Origin of the sequence: Myroides profundi (genome assembly GCF_000833025.1) — a bacterium.
GTDB lineage: Bacteria > Bacteroidota > Bacteroidia > Flavobacteriales > Flavobacteriaceae > Flavobacterium > Flavobacterium profundi_A.
Genome location: NZ_CP010817.1, coordinates 3,060,748 through 3,076,164 on the forward strand (window position 1 = coordinate 3,060,748; position 15,417 = coordinate 3,076,164).

Consider the following 15,417-nt stretch of genomic DNA (forward strand, 5'->3'; position numbering starts at 1 on the left):
TACATAAACAATGGAACGTTATGAATCTAAGTGTTATTATACCTACCTATAACGAGGAAAAATATATTGCTGATGCTATTAAGTCTGTAGATTTTGCAGACCAAATTATAGTTTTAGATTCCTATAGTAACGATAAGACTACACAGATAGCTACTGATATGGGTTGTCTAGTATTGCAAAATAAGTTTGTCAACTTCTCTACACAAAAAAACTTCGCTATTCCTTATGCTAAGGGTAAGTGGATTCTATTTATTGATGCAGATGAAAGAGTGACAGATAGCCTGCGAAAAGAAATACTAGAAGTCATTAAAAACCCTGGAGAATACAAAGCCTTTAAGCTTAGATTTCCACACTTTTTTATCAATGAGTTTTTATTTCACAAAGCAGATAAGGTAACGCGTCTAGTGTATAACGAAGGAGTGCACTTCACAGGTGAAGTACACGAAAAATTGCATACGACAGAGGGTAAAACAGGGATTCTTAAAAATCATGTAGTGCATTTGACCTATAAAGGAATATTTCACTATATGTCAAAAAAAGAGTCTTATTCTTGGTTCCAAGCCTCTGAACAGTTTAAAAAGAAAAAGAAAGTATCTTATTATCACCTAGCGTTCAAGCCATTTTACAGATTTTTCCACATCTATTTTATAAAGAGAGGATATCTAGATAAAACGGCTGGACTAGCAGGAGCTACATTAGACGCTTACGGAGTATTCGCTAGGTATTTAAAACTAATGTTGTTACAAAAGGGATTAAAATAGCTTGCCTACTTTTAATTTCCACTTAAAGCCAAACATGCTTTCCGTTCCTTTAATATCAATACGGTTAATCTCATATTCACTACTAAAAGGGTATTGACTAATTCGATTGCCGATACGTACAGCATATTTCATCTTATACGTTCTTAATATTTCAAAAAAAGCGCTTTTTGCTGGATCTTTTCTAGGAAAGTTACCATACGGATAAGCTAAAGCAGGATAAACAGTAAGGTTATGTTCCTTCACTACCTCAACACTGTCTTCAAAATCCTGTCTAACCTCATCTAGTGTTAATCCCGCATAATGATGGTGTTTATAAGAGTGGTATCCCAACTCTATAATAGCAGGAAGAGATTTTAACTGTTCTGCTGTCATGATGGGTTCTACTCCATTATTCCACAGGTCGGTCTTCCCTAAGTAATGAAAAGGAATAAAAAAGGTCGCTTTTAAATTATACTTCTCTAACAAAGGAACAGCAAAGTCTAACTGATTAACTGTTACATCGTCGAAAGTGATGATAATGCTCTTTTTAGGAAGAGCAGCTTGAGTCTCTAATTCGCTAAAGTGAAAAGTAGTATAACCATTTTCAACAAGGTATTTCAATTGGTCTTCTAATGATGAACAATGAATAGAATGAGCTTTTAATTGTTCTGAATCCTCTTGAACATTATGGTACATTAAGATAGGTAGTTTACTCATACGTAGTAATTAACATAATATAAGACACAAAAATACATTTTTTAAATAAGCAACAGAACAAATAATAAAAACATTATACTAAAATAGAGAGTAAGAATAATTATGAACCTAACAATACTGAGTATATATCAGAATAATATCGATCTAAAAAACTGGATAGAAAATCTTCCTAAACAAATCGATCATGTTCTTCTGATACTACCTATACAAGATAAACACTATATAGATCATACCAATCAGTATAGTGTACAGATTACTTATTTATGCGTTGATACAAATGAGCTCTTTCAATCCTTACACAACAAGCTAACTGAGCTAAAAGTATCTTGGTTTGCGTTTATGCCGATGCATTATCAATTCACAACAGAGCTAGCAGAAGAGATCAATAACATTATCGCTAATAGTAATGAGAGTACTACGCTTTACATCAAAAAAAGAGAGTACATACAGTTCTTAGGAGAAAACATAAGAAAAGGAGGTTTTCAAAAACAGCCTGCTTTATTACTTTTTAATAGTCTATCACTAGCTGACCACAAACTTTATTTTGCTAGTATTAAAGACCTGAAAGCTCCCATTACTACAATAGTAGATCAATCATTTGACAACTTTCATTTTGAATTAGATATTTATCAACAAGTACTTAGTTATTCTGATTTTTTAAACAATAAGAAAGTATATAAAATATACTTCTTTACTAACCCTTTTGGTACTTTTATGTATAGAGGTCTGATACGAGGAGGTTTTTTTGAAGGCAAAGCTGGTTTTACACTAACGTATCTATATGCTTTAGCGTCCTTTAAAAGAGTCCTTTTTCTCTGGATGAGATATAAAAAAATAGATTAATCATCACTATAATTTACCCTAAAGTTTTTGTCAAAAAACAAAGGCTTTTACTTTTTTACACAATAAAATATTAAGTTTTAAAATCTTATTTTTTTAGTCTATTTTTGTGCATTACAACAACAACTAAATATTCTTAACGTAATGATTCATTTCTTCGAAAACCCTTCGAGAAAGTTCTACACTGTACAAGTAGAGAACAACTTATCTAATGAAGATATCCAAAAGTTAAATTGGTTATTTGGCAATGCCAAGCACATTAACGAGAAAACAATCAATGCTAAATTTGTCGGTCCTCGCGCTACGATGGTTACTCCATGGAGTACTAATGCAGTAGAGATCACTCAAAATATGGGAATCAATGGGATTATCCGTATTGAGGAATTCGTAAAAGCTGAAGACAGTGACGCATTTGACCCTATGTTATTACAAGAGTTTGATGCACTTCACCAAGACATCTTTACAATCAACATTGCTCCTGAAGCAATTAACTACATTGAAGACATCGCTAAATACAATGCACAAGAAGGTTTAGCTTTAAATGAAGAAGAAATTACTTACCTAAATGAATTATCTACTAAACTTGGACGTAAGTTAACTGACTCTGAAGTATTCGGATTCTCTCAAGTTAACTCTGAGCACTGTCGTCACAAGATATTTAATGGTACATTCATCATTGATGGAGAAGAACAACCTACTTCTCTATTCAAATTAATTAGAAAAACATCTGAAACAAATCCTAATGATATTGTTTCGGCTTATAAAGATAATGTTGCTTTCGTAAAAGGTCCTAAGGTGACTCAGTTTGCTCCTAAATCAGCAGACAAGCCTGACTTCTACGCAGAGACTGAGTTTGACTCTGTGATCTCATTAAAAGCAGAAACGCATAACTTCCCTACTACAGTAGAGCCTTTTAATGGTGCTGCTACTGGATCAGGAGGAGAAATACGCGACCGTTTAGCTGGTGGACAAGGTTCATTGCCCTTAGCAGGTACTGCTATCTATATGACGTCATACTCTCGCTTAGAAGAGAACCGCCCTTGGGAACAAGCAATGGACGAAAGAGCATGGTTATACCAAACGCCTATCGATATCTTAATCAAGGCTTCTAATGGTGCTTCTGACTTTGGTAACAAATTCGGGCAACCATTAATTACAGGTTCTATCCTTACATTCGAGCATGAAGAAGACGCTCGTAAACTTGGATTTGACAAGGTGATTATGCAAGCCGGAGGTATTGGGTATGGTAAACTAAACCAAGCATTAAAACACAAACCATCCGAAGGTGACCAAGTGGTAATCTTAGGTGGTGAGAACTACAGAATCGGTATGGGAGGTGCAGCAGTATCTTCTGCTAACACTGGTGCTTTTGGTTCAGGTATTGAGTTAAATGCTATCCAACGTTCTAATCCTGAAATGCAAAAACGTGCTGCTAATGCTATCCGCGCGATGGTAGAAGCTGAACACAACCCTATCGTATCTATTCACGATCACGGTGCGGGTGGACACTTAAACTGTCTTTCTGAGTTAGTAGAGGAAACAGGTGGAAACATCAACTTAGATGCACTACCTGTAGGAGATCCTACACTATCGGCTAAAGAAATTATCGGGAATGAGTCTCAAGAAAGAATGGGATTAGTTATCGGTCAAAAAGACATCGATACTTTAGCAAAGATTGCGGAGAGAGAACGTGCTCCAATGTACACTGTAGGTGAGATTACAAATGATCACCGCTTTACGATAGAGTCTAAAACTAAAGGTGATAAACCTATGGACTTCGCTATCGAAGATATGTTCGGTAGTTCTCCTAAAACAATCATGGATGATAAAACAATCAACCGTGTATATGCTGATTTAGATTACTCTGTAAACAAAGTAGAAGAATACTTAAACCAATTATTACAATTAGAGGCTGTAGCTTCTAAAGATTGGTTAACAAATAAAGTGGACCGTTGTGTAGGTGGTCGTGTGGCTAAACAACAATGTACTGGTCCATTACAGTTACCACTTAACAACTTAGGTGCTATGGCACTTGATTATAAAGGTAAAGAAGGTATCGCTACTACTGTAGGACATGCTCCTATCGTAGCAATCATAGATCCTGCTGCAGGTAGTAGAAACGCTATCGCAGAGGCTTTATCTAATATCGTTTGGGCTCCTCTTAAAGAAGGAATCAAGAACGTTTCTTTATCTGCTAACTGGATGTGGGCATGTAACAATGCTGGAGAAGATGCTCGTCTATACAAAGCTGTAAAAGCTTGTTCGGACTTCGCTATCGAATTAGGAATCAACATCCCTACAGGGAAAGATTCTTTATCAATGAAGCAGAAGTACCCTAATGACGAAGTAATCGCTCCTGGTACAGTTATTATCTCTGCAGCGGCTAACTGTACTGATATTACGAAAATAGTAGAACCTACTTTAAAGAAAAATGCTGGTTCTATTTACTATATCAACTTGTCTAAAGATAGCTTCAAATTAGGAGGTTCTTCTTTTGCACAGGTATTAAACAAAATAGGTCAAGAAGTTCCTACTATCACTGATGCTACTTACTTTAAGAATGCATTTAATGCTATTCAAGAATTAGTAGCGAATGAGCAAATCGCTGCTGGACACGATATCGGAAGTGGAGGTTTAGTTACTTCTCTTTTAGAAATGACGTTTGCTGATGTAAACTTAGGAGCTAAGTATGACTTAACTGCTCTTAACGAAAAAGATACTGTAAAAGCGTTATTCAACGAGAACATCGCACTTATCGTTCAAGCAAAAGACGATGCTACTTTAGAACAAGCTTTAGCTGCTAAAGGTGTTATCGCTACTAAGATAGGTACTGTAACTACAGATGAGCAAGTATCATTCACTAACGGCGCAGATCACTTTACATTTAGCGTGCCTGCTATCAGAGATACTTGGGCTAAAACGTCTTACTTATTAGACCAAAAACAAACGAAGAATAACAAAGCAACAGATCGTTATAACAACTATAAAGTACAACCTTTAAACTTCAGCTTCCCTGCTCAGTTTGACGGTAAAAAACCTGTAGTTGACGCTTCTAAACCAAGACCTAAAGCGGCTATTATCCGTGAAAAAGGTAGTAACTCTGAAAGAGAGGTTGCTAATGCTATGTTCTTAGCTGGTTTTGATGTAAAAGACGTTCACATGACTGACCTTATCTCTGGTAGAGAAACATTGGAAGATATCCAATTTATCGGAGCTGTAGGTGGATTCTCTAACTCTGACGTATTAGGATCTGCTAAAGGTTGGGCTGGTGCATTTATGTACAACGAGAAAGCGAATACAGCATTGAAAAACTTCTTTGCTCGTCAAGACACTTTATCTGTAGGTATATGTAATGGATGTCAGTTGTTTATGGAGTTAGAGTTAATCAACCCTGAGCACGAGGTACACGGTAAGATGCAACACAATGACTCTCAAAAACACGAGAGTAACTTTACATCTGTAACAATCCAAGAAAACAACTCTATAATGCTTTCTACTTTAGCTGGAAGTACTTTAGGAGTATGGATTTCACATGGGGAAGGTAAATTCAACTTACCTGAGACAGAAGATCAATACAATATCGTAGCGAAGTACGCTTATGATACTTATCCTGCTAACCCTAATGGTTCTGACTTTAACACAGCGATGATGTGTGATACAACAGGACGCCACTTAGTAATGATGCCTCATATCGAGCGTTCATTGTTCCAATGGCACTGGGCTAACTATCCTGAAGGAAGAAAAGATGAAGTTTCTCCTTGGATGGAAGCATTCGTTAATGCACGTAAGTGGATCGAAGAAAACAACGCTAAATAACATATAGCTTATATACAACAAAGCCTCCTAATGGGAGGCTTTGTTATTTATATCATTTTTCTTTTCTTACAAATTCATAAGAAGAATACCTAAATACCCTTGCTTTATCTGCCGTCATCATTGGTTCTGCTGTTTTGCGTTCATAAGAAGTAGGTACACCTTTATCAATATAGTACTGCCCTTTTAGTTTAATAAAATAATCAAACTGTTTATGGTATAATGAATCACTATCTATTGCCAAGTTTCCAGTACTTGGTTCTATAAAAATACAATCTTTTTCATCTATCTCATACCCTTCTACAAAAAAAGAGGTATCAATAAAATCTGCACAATCACAAGCCCAATTCACATACATCACTTCAATGATTTCTTCTTTTCCTGAAAGTAGGGATGGTTGTTTTGATCGCTCAAGATAAGAAAGGTAACCAAACCACGCTAAAATCACAGCTACAAAAAATATTAATAATCCTATTACTACTTTTTTTACTTTCATAGTTATGCATCTTTAAACAAGTACACTAAGAAACATAATACAATCAATCCTAATAAAACTGCAAAAGCAATCTTCCATGTACTGTATGGTCGTTCGCCTGTGATTCTACCTGTTACTCCATTGACATAGAAAGTATACTGCTTATTGCCATAAGAAAAAGAACTAACGTATAAAGGCAAAAGAATATGCTTAAATGTAATATCTGACAAATCTGTATTCATATTATGTATACGCTGCTCGTCTCCTCCTATATTTCTTCTTACACTTTCTCGCTCATACTGATAAACGATATCTCTAGCCTTATCATATCCTTCTTTTAAATCTACTTGGTATTTCTCTGTAATAAACCCGCTTAAAAAATCAGATTTTATCTTTTGTACACCTTTAGGATCCCAACCTGTAGAGATAGAATTAAGTAAATCCATCTTAAGTGTTTTACTTCCTGTCACTAAGATATCATCATAGAAGTTAGACACTCTACCACTTACTCTTGACCAAGAAACTCTACGTACTCTCTTTTTATTCTCACCACTACCTACTGTCACATAATAAGCATCTCCACGCTCCCCTCTATAGTCAGTATGAGTTTGCATATCATAGGTCCAAAAAGGTACATATACACCTCTTAAATTATCTGCTGAGAATATTCCTCTCTGTATTTTATTAGGTGCAAACCATAAATCTTTTATCCACTTCTGTAATATACCTGATACTTGATTCCTATCCACAGCAAAAGGAGATACATACTCTGGCTTAATATATCTTTCTTCGTGTATATCTTGTTCTACCAAAGGATTAGCACAATAAGGACATGCCATCGACTTCAAGTTCTCATCTACAGTAGAAGTAGCATGACAACTACTGCATTCTACAACCTTCGTAGTACTAAAACTCTCTTTCTCATAGCTTTCCATAAAGCGGACGAAATCATGCTCATTCAGTTCTCCTTCCCCCTGCTCTATTTCCTTTACAGTACCACAGTACTCACATACTAATGCTTGAGCACTTGGCTTATAGGTCATTGGCCCACCACATGAGCTACATGGCGTAGCTTCTGATGTATTTAATTTTATCTCTTCTCCTGATGACACTTCTTATTCTAATTAAATAGCTATTAACATTCTCTTTATTCTAATCCTATACAAAAAAAGGTGCTGAAGAAGATTTAAAGCCTCTGAAGCACCTTTCTTTATCTTATTACATATTTGGTAACGGAGGTGGTGTTTGTGCCCATAAAGCGTTTAAATCACTTTGTTCTCCTGCTTTTTCCCAATTCGCCATTCCATTTTTCCAAACTAAGGTATCTCTTTGTAACTGTCCATTCGTTGTCATCTGTTTTAATCCTTCTAAATCAAAAGGTCCAGCTTGCTGCCCGTTCACTGCTACAAAATAACTTACTGCTACAGCACCTGGGATAGGTGGAGGTGTATTTGTTACAGGTTGTTGTGCTTGTTGTTGAGTAGACGTTTGTCCTTGCGCCATTGCTTGTCCAAACTGATTAGCCATAGCGAACCCTGCTCCCATACCTACTCCTGCTCCTGCTACACCTGATGGATTATTAGCAGCTGCCTCCATTGCTTTAGCTGCTTTCATCTGCATCAACTTATTCAAATCAACATGATTCAATCTACTCAACTCAAAGATCTCTTTCTTAATCTCTTCTGGCATCGATACGTTCTCAATTAAGAACTTCGTAACATCCATACCATAAACTTCAAAATCGTCTTTCATATACGCGAAAATCGCAGTAGACAACTCATTTAAGTTTGCAGCATACGTCTCAATAGGTAAATTAGCTTCACCAATAGAATCTGTAAAACGAGTAACAATGGCACTTCTCAACTGATCATTGATTTGATCTGTAGTAAAGGTTCCTGATGTACCTACAATTTCTTTAATAAACTTACCTGGGTCTGCTATTTTAAATGTATATGTACCAAAAGAACGCACTTCTATCATTCCAAAGCGATTATCATTTAGAATAATCGGGTTCTTAGTTCCCCAACGTTGATCGATAAAAGTCTTTGTACTTACAAAGTAAACCTCTGCTTTAAAAGGACTATTAAAACCATACTTCCATCCCTTTAAAGTCGCTAATATAGGTAAGTTCTGCGTATTTAAAGTATGTGTACCTGGACTAAAAACATCAGCTAATTGTCCTTCGTTGATAAACACAGCCATTTGTCCTTCGCGAACAACTAACTTTGCATTATTCTTTATCTCGTTTTGATAACGCTCAAAACGATGTACAATTGTATTCTGAGTTGGATCTAAGAACTCAATGATATCAATGAATTCTCCAGCTAATTTTTTAAACAAGTTCATATCTTTTCTTTTTCTTATTAGTAGTTATATCTAAGTAAATGTAACAGATTTTATTCTATAATTATCACAAAGTATTCTTTAAAAAAACGAAATCACTTATTCATATAACAATACTTTAGAATTTGTATTTATCTATATTTCGAAAAAAGATATAATATCTATACAGTAAAAAGACTGTATTTAAATTTATTATGACAAGACCTTATATTACATTTTTCACTATATTTATCTCTATAATTATCAATTAACTTATTATGAATAAGAATCTTAAACATAATAACACACAAACTAAAAGTGGTAAACGTATAGGTAAAATTGAAATCATTAATCCTATAGCGCAATTAGTATTTGATGACAACGCCCATATAGAAGTAATCGCTGAAGGTTTTCAATATGCTGATTCACCTTTGTGGATTCAAGCAGAAAACTTATTGCTCTTTACAGACTTCCCCAATAAGAAAATACACTATTGGAAAGAACATTATAACGAGCCTAAAACATATTTGGAAGCCATTGATTTTATTGGTCAAAACACAAAGAATGGAGACCTAAACTCAAGTGCTTTACACTTTAATAATCAGGGAGAACTTACACTCTTTCTCTATGGAGAAGATAAAATAGCTAAAATGAGTGCCATTATTAGGGAACCAAAGTTTAACTTCACCTCTTGGATCAATAATCCTCAAAAACATCAACTGCAAACTCCTTCTCACTTTACAGAAGATAACGCAGGTAATATCTATTTTACGGATACCATTCTTAAAGAAAGTAAATCAAAACAGAAAAAAGCCACCTCTACTTATGGCTTATATAGAATCACAAATAAAAATAAATTAGAATTGCTCTTTCAAAGTGATTTAACACCACAAGGAATAGCATTATCTACTAATAATAAACTTCTTTATATCACCTACTCAGACCAAAAGAAAGACTATCTATATCAATATCCTTTAAGTAAAAACAAAATACAATCAGAAACGGCTAAAGTATTTGATTACACACCGTTTATTAGCGAAGTAGAAGATAAGCCAAGAGGCATTAAGTCAGATCGGTTTGGCAATGTATTTACTGCAGGACCTAATGGTTTATGGGTATTCAATAAAGACCTTGAACTAATCGCTCGTGTACACTTCTCAGAACTAGCTACTAATTGTGTGTTCTCAGATGACTTTAAGACATTATATATCACAACTAATACTAAACTACTCAAACTTAAATTGCGAAACTAAACACAAAAACAACTGTTTTCGTATAATATTTTACAGTTTGCCTTATCTTTGACAGCGAATAGAAACATATAATGTATCTATCCAATGATTAAAACAAATAGAACAAATATTAGTACACAATGGAAGAGCAATATCAACAAATCTTAGTTAGATATTATAGTGATGTCTTAGAAGAAAATACGGTCGAGACTTTTTGGGGAAAGACCATAGATAAAGAAAAAGGATTATACCAAGTTGATAATATTCCTTTTTATGGACCTGATTTTTCATGTGATGATATTATCTATGCAGAATTTGACGAAACAGAAAACACACTTACATATCGTTATGTAGATACTGCTTCAGGAAACTCTACTGTGCAAGTTATCGTTCAAAAAGAAAAGTATAACAGAGAAGACCTATACAATGAGATTCTTTATTCAGGTACAGAGATAGAAGTGTGTAGTGAGCAATACTTCGTGATTAACATTCCTAGCAAAACCGACTATCGAAATGTATATGCTATCTTAGGAGCCTTAGAAGAAGAAAAAGTAATAGAGTTCGCAGAACCTCTATTGTCTCCTAAACACAGTGCTGATTTAAGACAGAAATAATCTTTATTGATAATACAAAAAAAGCCCGACTCATTAGAATCGGGCATTTTTATTTATCTTATTTTAGAATTGGAAATAAATGAATGGCTGTGGTCCTGCTGTTGCAGTTGCATAAACAATCCAAAACACAAAGCCTAGTACTACTGCCTTAACAAACATTGGTGCAACATTAAACATCTGATGAGGCACTGTCATCCATGACTTAGGTATATAATGCCATACGAATCCGATACCGATCAGCATAAACGCATTTTTATACCCCATAGCAATAGTAGTCCAAGCTTCCCAATCAAACTCTATACTTGCAATATTATTGATAACATTTAATGCTGTATCAAAAGAGGTCGCTCTAAAGAATATCCAACAAAACGTTACAAAGTTAAACGTTAAGAATATAGAGAATATTCTCCACAAGAAATTAGGTTTAACTCCTTTGGCTCTAGGAAACAGCTCCATGATAATCTTATGTATCGCTAAAGCAATACCGTGTAAGGCTCCCCACACAATAAAACGCAAACTAGCTCCATGCCATAACCCTCCTAATAACATAGTCGTTAATAGGTTAAAGTTAGTATACATATTTTTCTTTTTGTCTTTTGCTAACAAGAAGGTTAAACCAAAGACAACAATAGATGCTACAGCTAGGATTAATGGAATAATACTTTCATTCATATAGTAAATTCCCCATCCTAAGATACCTGCAAAGAATAATCCTGGAAAGAAATACCCTCCAAAACTTCCTTTTCTATTTCCTCCTACTGATATATATAAGAAATCTTTTAACCAAGTAGAAAGCGATATATGCCATCTTCTCCAGAACTCTGTAATAGACATAGACTGATAAGGTACATCAAAGTTAACTGGCAATCTATATCCCATCAACAATGCTATACCAATAGCCATATCTGAATATCCTGAGAAGTCACAATAAATCTGAATAGCGTATCCATAAGATGCCATTAGATTTTCAAATGCTGTGTAACTATTTGGAGCATCGAATACACGGTCTACGAAGTTAATAGAGATATAATCAGAAATAACTGCTTTCTTCAATAACCCTCCGATAATTAATAACAACCCTTCATTCACATAATCTCTAGACACATAAATATTCTTATATATCTGTGGCAAGAAGTCTTTTGCACGAACAATAGGCCCTGCCACTAACTGTGGAAAGAACGAAATAAAGAATAAATAATCTAAAAAGTTCTTCGTTGGCTCTATCTCTTTTCTATAAATCTCTATAATATAACTAATAGATTGGAACGTAAAGAAAGAGATCCCTACAGGTAGTATAATATCATCTAAATGTAACTTCGTATTCGCAAAGAAATTAACTCCATCTAAAAAGAAGTTTGTATACTTAAAGTAACCTAATAACCCTAAGTTTACAACAATACTAATCGTTAAGAGTAGTTTCTTCTTAGCAGCATTCAAGGTATGATTAATAATATTAGCAAAATAGTAATCCATTAAAGAGGATCCTATCAAGATAATAAAATACATCCCACTAGACTTATAATAAAAGAATAGAGAGAATAAGGTCACATACAATAAGCGAATGTGGAAGGTTTTTCTCATCAAGATATAGAAGAGATAAAACACAATAAATATTCCTAAGAACAGACCTGAATTAAATAATAAAGGTTCTTTAGGATTAAAAGTAAACCAGTTGATTACTTGATCAATAGTTATACTTGGTATTTCAATATTAAATAGACTCATTTAATTAAAAAGCACTATTTTGTTTGACAAATTGGTTATAAGCATCGATAAGAGCCTCGTAGAATAAATCTCCTGTATATTCATACCCTTTCACGGTATAGTGCACAAGATCTTTTGATAACATTCCGTTCTCTCTTAAACTAGACAAGCCTAGTGTTGCTCCTAGATTATAATATAAATCCCAGATAGCATACTTCCCATCTATTCCATTAATGATTAATTCATTAGATAATTCTGCTGCTACAGTATTAGGCTTATCTTTAGAGAAATAAGATGGTGGAGGTGTAGTCAATAACACACTTGCATGAGGTGCTACTTTCTTTACCTTAGCTAAGAACATATTGACTTGCTCTTGAAAATCTCTTCCACTCATTCTATCGAAGGACTCATTAGTTCCCATAGATACAATTACTAAGTCTGGCTCTAATCCTCTAAGTTGCTTAAAGAACAAATCGTATTTAGTATAATCAGAGAACCTCGCCCCATTCACACCTATAGTATGATATAGTATACCTGGCTTATCATTCTCTAGTACCACACCATTTAAGTCATACGCTTCAGCCTGTTGATTAGAGTAGAAATAGATACGATCTAACTCTTCTCCTAACTCAAAGGTATAGAATACATCATTCTTCTCTCCAGATAGCTCATTAAACATATTGTTAGACACCGCCACAGATTCTCTCTGCTTAGTAGGGATACTAAGTCTCTTACCTGCATGAATAGTGTTGGTCTTCATATTATTCGCTTTCTTAATCTCAGTAATAGTAGTGTTATACTTATTAGCAATAGCTCCTAAAGACTCTCCTCTTTTAATCTGATGAGAAATCTTCTTAGGCGCAGTTGATTCTAAGAAAACCTTTTGACTAGCCGTTCCTACATTAAACTCCTTTTTATTAGAAGGTGTAAAAACTTTCATACGAGAAAAACCATACGAAGCATCACGTACACTTAGCTCTATAACAGCATTACTATTATTCGTAGAAAGCGCTATTCCACTTAATCCTACCTGTGCATCCTTTACAGGAAATATGTTTCTGTAACTACTCCATTCTGCATTAGAAGAATACCTAACAAGAGAGTTACCATTAGTCTTAGCTAATTTATAAGGAAAGGCAAATCCCAATCCCCCATTTCCAAATCTATCTTGAAGTAAAGATCTCATTCTTCCACTAAAAAAATCAGCTTGAATATGAGAATCACCTATATGAACAATGTTTATCTTCCCTTCCTTAGAACGAGTCATCTTCTGAACTTTCTCAAAGAAAGTTTTTAATTGTTCTGCGTAATAGATCTTATTTCCTATTCCTTCTTCATTCACATTTTCTACCTCTTCATCACTAAACTCATTAGTACGAAGTGAATTAACCTGAGCAAAAGAACCAATATGAAATAAAATACCTACAACAAAAACAGCAATTTTATTCCTTTTCATTTTCTATTTTTTGTTTAGAACTATCTTCTCTTACAACAGTTTCTTTATCTGGTTGCTGAAGAGAATCTACTTTCTTAACAGGCACTTGTCCTGTGTGTTTCTTTTTATAATCTGTATACCCCTCCTCTAATCTAGCGAAGATCTTACCTGAGATATCAGAAGCTCCTCTATGATTAAAGTGTGTATAATCTTTATTCGCTTTTGCAGGTACCTCTTCTACCCATTTGACCATAGAACCATTTCCTCCCATAGCTTCGTATAGGTTAAAGAATCCAGCATGAGCTTCCATAGCATATTTTCTCTGTGCCTTCATCAGTGGTTCTACAGCAGCATCTGTCTTCATCACACCTTCTACTTTAGATGATTTATCCGCAGTAGATATTACTAGAATACTAGCATTAGGAAAACATTGTTTTAAATGTTTCACCACATTCCCCATCTTCTTCGTATACCATGAGTAATCTAGAGATCCGTAGTTTAAAACATTAGCACCATAGTGTAATACAATTAGACTATAATCTAAATTCTTTTGATACTTCTGCATTAAACTCACTTTAAACAACGATAGTGGCAATCCTGAATTACCTCTACTAGAGAAATTATCCACCTGTACTCCACCACCTGCACTAAAATCTACACCATATATCGGAATAGAATCAGCATGTTTAAATAGTAGTTTAACATCTTTAATATTACCATCAGCTATCTTCAGTTTATTTAATTCTGAACTGATACTTAACTTCTTGACAATAGTATCCTTATTTATAATAACTGCTACTTCCCCTCTTTTATTATTAGAACTTCCATAATAAAGTGTTGGATTATAAAGCATTGTCATATTTTGCATTTTACCTGCTGTATAACTCACCCAAGTAGGTTTAACTGTATCTTTCACGAAATACACCTGTCCTGACACCCCGAATGGTTTCTGTGGATTTTTGACATTTAAGTAAGATTGCATCTTAAAGTTATTCGAATACTTATGGATAACAGATAGTCTAGACTGTGCAGATTCAGACATAATAGGTACATAACCTACTCCCATACCTCCATATTTACTCTGATAGTTCTTACGCAGATCTTGTACGATTAAGTCTCCGTCTGTCATCGAGTCTCCATAATAAGCTATACGAACACGTGCTCCTTTTTGTTGTTCTAAAGCATACAGTTTTGCAAAGAAATTCTCCAGATACGCCATTCCTTTAAAAGAACCCGAATCTTCATCACTAGTAAATACATCTTCTGGAACGATGATTACATTCTCATCATCTATTCCTGTTTTTTCAGTCTTTAGACTATCTTTAGTTACTAGCTTCTCTTTTTCTATGCCTTCTAGCGCTTCTAGCATCAGACTATCTACTACAATATTACTTGTAGGAAGAGCCTCTTCGCTAAATAACTTTTTAGGCAAATTTCCTTTAAAGAATAAAAAAAAGCCACTTGCCATTACTATAATGGCAAGTGACTGGTATAGGTATGATTTCTCTACTTTCACAAAAAAATA

General features: G+C 34.5%; 12 protein-coding genes. 5 read left to right on the forward strand and 7 right to left on the reverse strand.

The window, feature by feature from the left end:
- The first annotated feature begins 20 nt into the window (after window positions 1–20).
- Window positions 21–761, forward strand: a complete 741-nt coding sequence (locus MPR_RS13425) for a glycosyltransferase family 2 protein (protein WP_041893354.1) — start codon at window positions 21–23, stop codon at window positions 759–761.
- Here MPR_RS13425 and MPR_RS13430 read toward each other — a convergent pair.
- Window positions 753–1,457 carry a polysaccharide deacetylase family protein gene (locus MPR_RS13430; RefSeq protein ID WP_041893356.1) on the reverse strand — a complete coding sequence of 235 codons (705 nt, stop codon included), beginning with the start codon at window positions 1,455–1,457 and terminating at the stop codon, window positions 753–755. The genes MPR_RS13425 and MPR_RS13430 overlap by 9 nt on opposite strands.
- Window positions 1,458–1,559: 102 nt before the next feature.
- On the opposite strand from MPR_RS13430, the gene MPR_RS13435 reads away from it, so the two are divergent.
- Together MPR_RS13435 and purL are read left to right on the forward strand one after the other, a co-directional pair.
- A complete protein-coding gene (locus MPR_RS13435; RefSeq protein WP_041893359.1) occupies window positions 1,560–2,300 on the forward strand; it encodes a glycosyltransferase family protein in 741 nt (246 codons plus the stop codon).
- A gap of 141 nt (window positions 2,301–2,441) precedes the next feature.
- Window positions 2,442–6,113 (forward strand): phosphoribosylformylglycinamidine synthase, encoded by a 3,672-nt coding sequence (gene purL, locus MPR_RS13440; RefSeq protein ID WP_041893361.1) that lies wholly within the window; start codon window positions 2,442–2,444, stop codon window positions 6,111–6,113.
- Window positions 6,114–6,165: 52 nt separating this feature from the next.
- Here the strand turns inward: purL and MPR_RS13445 are convergent, their stop codons facing one another.
- The 3 genes from MPR_RS13445 to MPR_RS13455 form a co-directional block, all read right to left on the reverse strand.
- Entirely contained in the window at window positions 6,166–6,606 is a 441-nt protein-coding gene (locus MPR_RS13445; protein ID WP_041893364.1) for a hypothetical protein, read from the reverse strand.
- 2 nt (window positions 6,607–6,608) lie between these two features.
- Window positions 6,609–7,697 carry a hypothetical protein gene (locus tag MPR_RS13450; protein ID WP_041893367.1) on the reverse strand — a complete coding sequence of 363 codons (1,089 nt, stop codon included), beginning with the start codon at window positions 7,695–7,697 and terminating at the stop codon, window positions 6,609–6,611.
- A gap of 106 nt (window positions 7,698–7,803) precedes the next feature.
- The gene (locus MPR_RS13455; protein WP_041893369.1) at window positions 7,804–8,931 is read right to left on the reverse strand and encodes an SPFH domain-containing protein; all 1,128 of its coding nucleotides are present in this window, start codon (window positions 8,929–8,931) and stop codon (window positions 7,804–7,806) included.
- Window positions 8,932–9,185: 254 nt separating this feature from the next.
- Here MPR_RS13455 and MPR_RS13460 point away from each other — a divergent pair, with 254 nt between their 5' ends.
- Together MPR_RS13460 and MPR_RS13465 are read left to right on the forward strand one after the other, a co-directional pair.
- Window positions 9,186–10,160, forward strand: coding sequence for an SMP-30/gluconolactonase/LRE family protein (locus tag MPR_RS13460; protein ID WP_041893371.1), 975 nt, complete (start codon window positions 9,186–9,188; stop codon window positions 10,158–10,160).
- 119 nt (window positions 10,161–10,279) lie between these two features.
- Complete coding sequence (locus tag MPR_RS13465; RefSeq protein WP_041893374.1) at window positions 10,280–10,753, forward strand: DUF4265 domain-containing protein; 474 nt, start codon at window positions 10,280–10,282, stop codon at window positions 10,751–10,753.
- Window positions 10,754–10,816: 63 nt separating this feature from the next.
- Here MPR_RS13465 and MPR_RS13470 read toward each other — a convergent pair whose 3' ends face one another.
- Genes MPR_RS13470 through MPR_RS13480 form a run of 3 tightly spaced genes read right to left on the reverse strand, consistent with a single transcriptional unit; the run spans window position 10,817 to window position 15,360 of the window.
- On the reverse strand, window positions 10,817–12,478 hold the full coding sequence (locus MPR_RS13470; protein ID WP_041893377.1) for an MBOAT family O-acyltransferase: 1,662 nt from the start codon (window positions 12,476–12,478) through the stop codon (window positions 10,817–10,819).
- A gap of 4 nt (window positions 12,479–12,482) precedes the next feature.
- The gene (locus tag MPR_RS13475; protein WP_041893379.1) at window positions 12,483–13,913 is read right to left on the reverse strand and encodes a LysM peptidoglycan-binding domain-containing protein; all 1,431 of its coding nucleotides are present in this window, start codon (window positions 13,911–13,913) and stop codon (window positions 12,483–12,485) included.
- On the reverse strand, window positions 13,900–15,360 hold the full coding sequence (locus MPR_RS13480; RefSeq protein ID WP_041893383.1) for an SGNH/GDSL hydrolase family protein: 1,461 nt from the start codon (window positions 15,358–15,360) through the stop codon (window positions 13,900–13,902). Before MPR_RS13480 ends, MPR_RS13475 begins: the two co-directional genes overlap by 14 nt.
- Window positions 15,361–15,417 lie beyond the last annotated feature (57 nt).

What these genes read in the sequence shown, in the direction of transcription:
- MPR_RS13425 (WP_041893354.1), top strand. Translation starts at nt 21, where the DNA reads ATGAATCTAAGTGTTATTATACCTACCTATAACGAGGAAAAATATATT.
- MPR_RS13430 (WP_041893356.1), bottom strand. Translation starts at nt 1,457, where the DNA reads ATGAGTAAACTACCTATCTTAATGTACCATAATGTTCAAGAGGATTCA.
- MPR_RS13435 (WP_041893359.1), top strand. Translation starts at nt 1,560, where the DNA reads ATGAACCTAACAATACTGAGTATATATCAGAATAATATCGATCTAAAA.
- purL (WP_041893361.1), top strand. Translation starts at nt 2,442, where the DNA reads ATGATTCATTTCTTCGAAAACCCTTCGAGAAAGTTCTACACTGTACAA.
- MPR_RS13445 (WP_041893364.1), bottom strand. Translation starts at nt 6,606, where the DNA reads ATGAAAGTAAAAAAAGTAGTAATAGGATTATTAATATTTTTTGTAGCT.
- MPR_RS13455 (WP_041893369.1), bottom strand. Translation starts at nt 8,931, where the DNA reads ATGAACTTGTTTAAAAAATTAGCTGGAGAATTCATTGATATCATTGAG.
- MPR_RS13460 (WP_041893371.1), top strand. Translation starts at nt 9,186, where the DNA reads ATGAATAAGAATCTTAAACATAATAACACACAAACTAAAAGTGGTAAA.
- MPR_RS13465 (WP_041893374.1), top strand. Translation starts at nt 10,280, where the DNA reads ATGGAAGAGCAATATCAACAAATCTTAGTTAGATATTATAGTGATGTC.
- MPR_RS13470 (WP_041893377.1), bottom strand. Translation starts at nt 12,478, where the DNA reads ATGAGTCTATTTAATATTGAAATACCAAGTATAACTATTGATCAAGTA.
- MPR_RS13475 (WP_041893379.1), bottom strand. Translation starts at nt 13,913, where the DNA reads ATGAAAAGGAATAAAATTGCTGTTTTTGTTGTAGGTATTTTATTTCAT.
- MPR_RS13480 (WP_041893383.1), bottom strand. Translation starts at nt 15,360, where the DNA reads ATGGCAAGTGGCTTTTTTTTATTCTTTAAAGGAAATTTGCCTAAAAAG.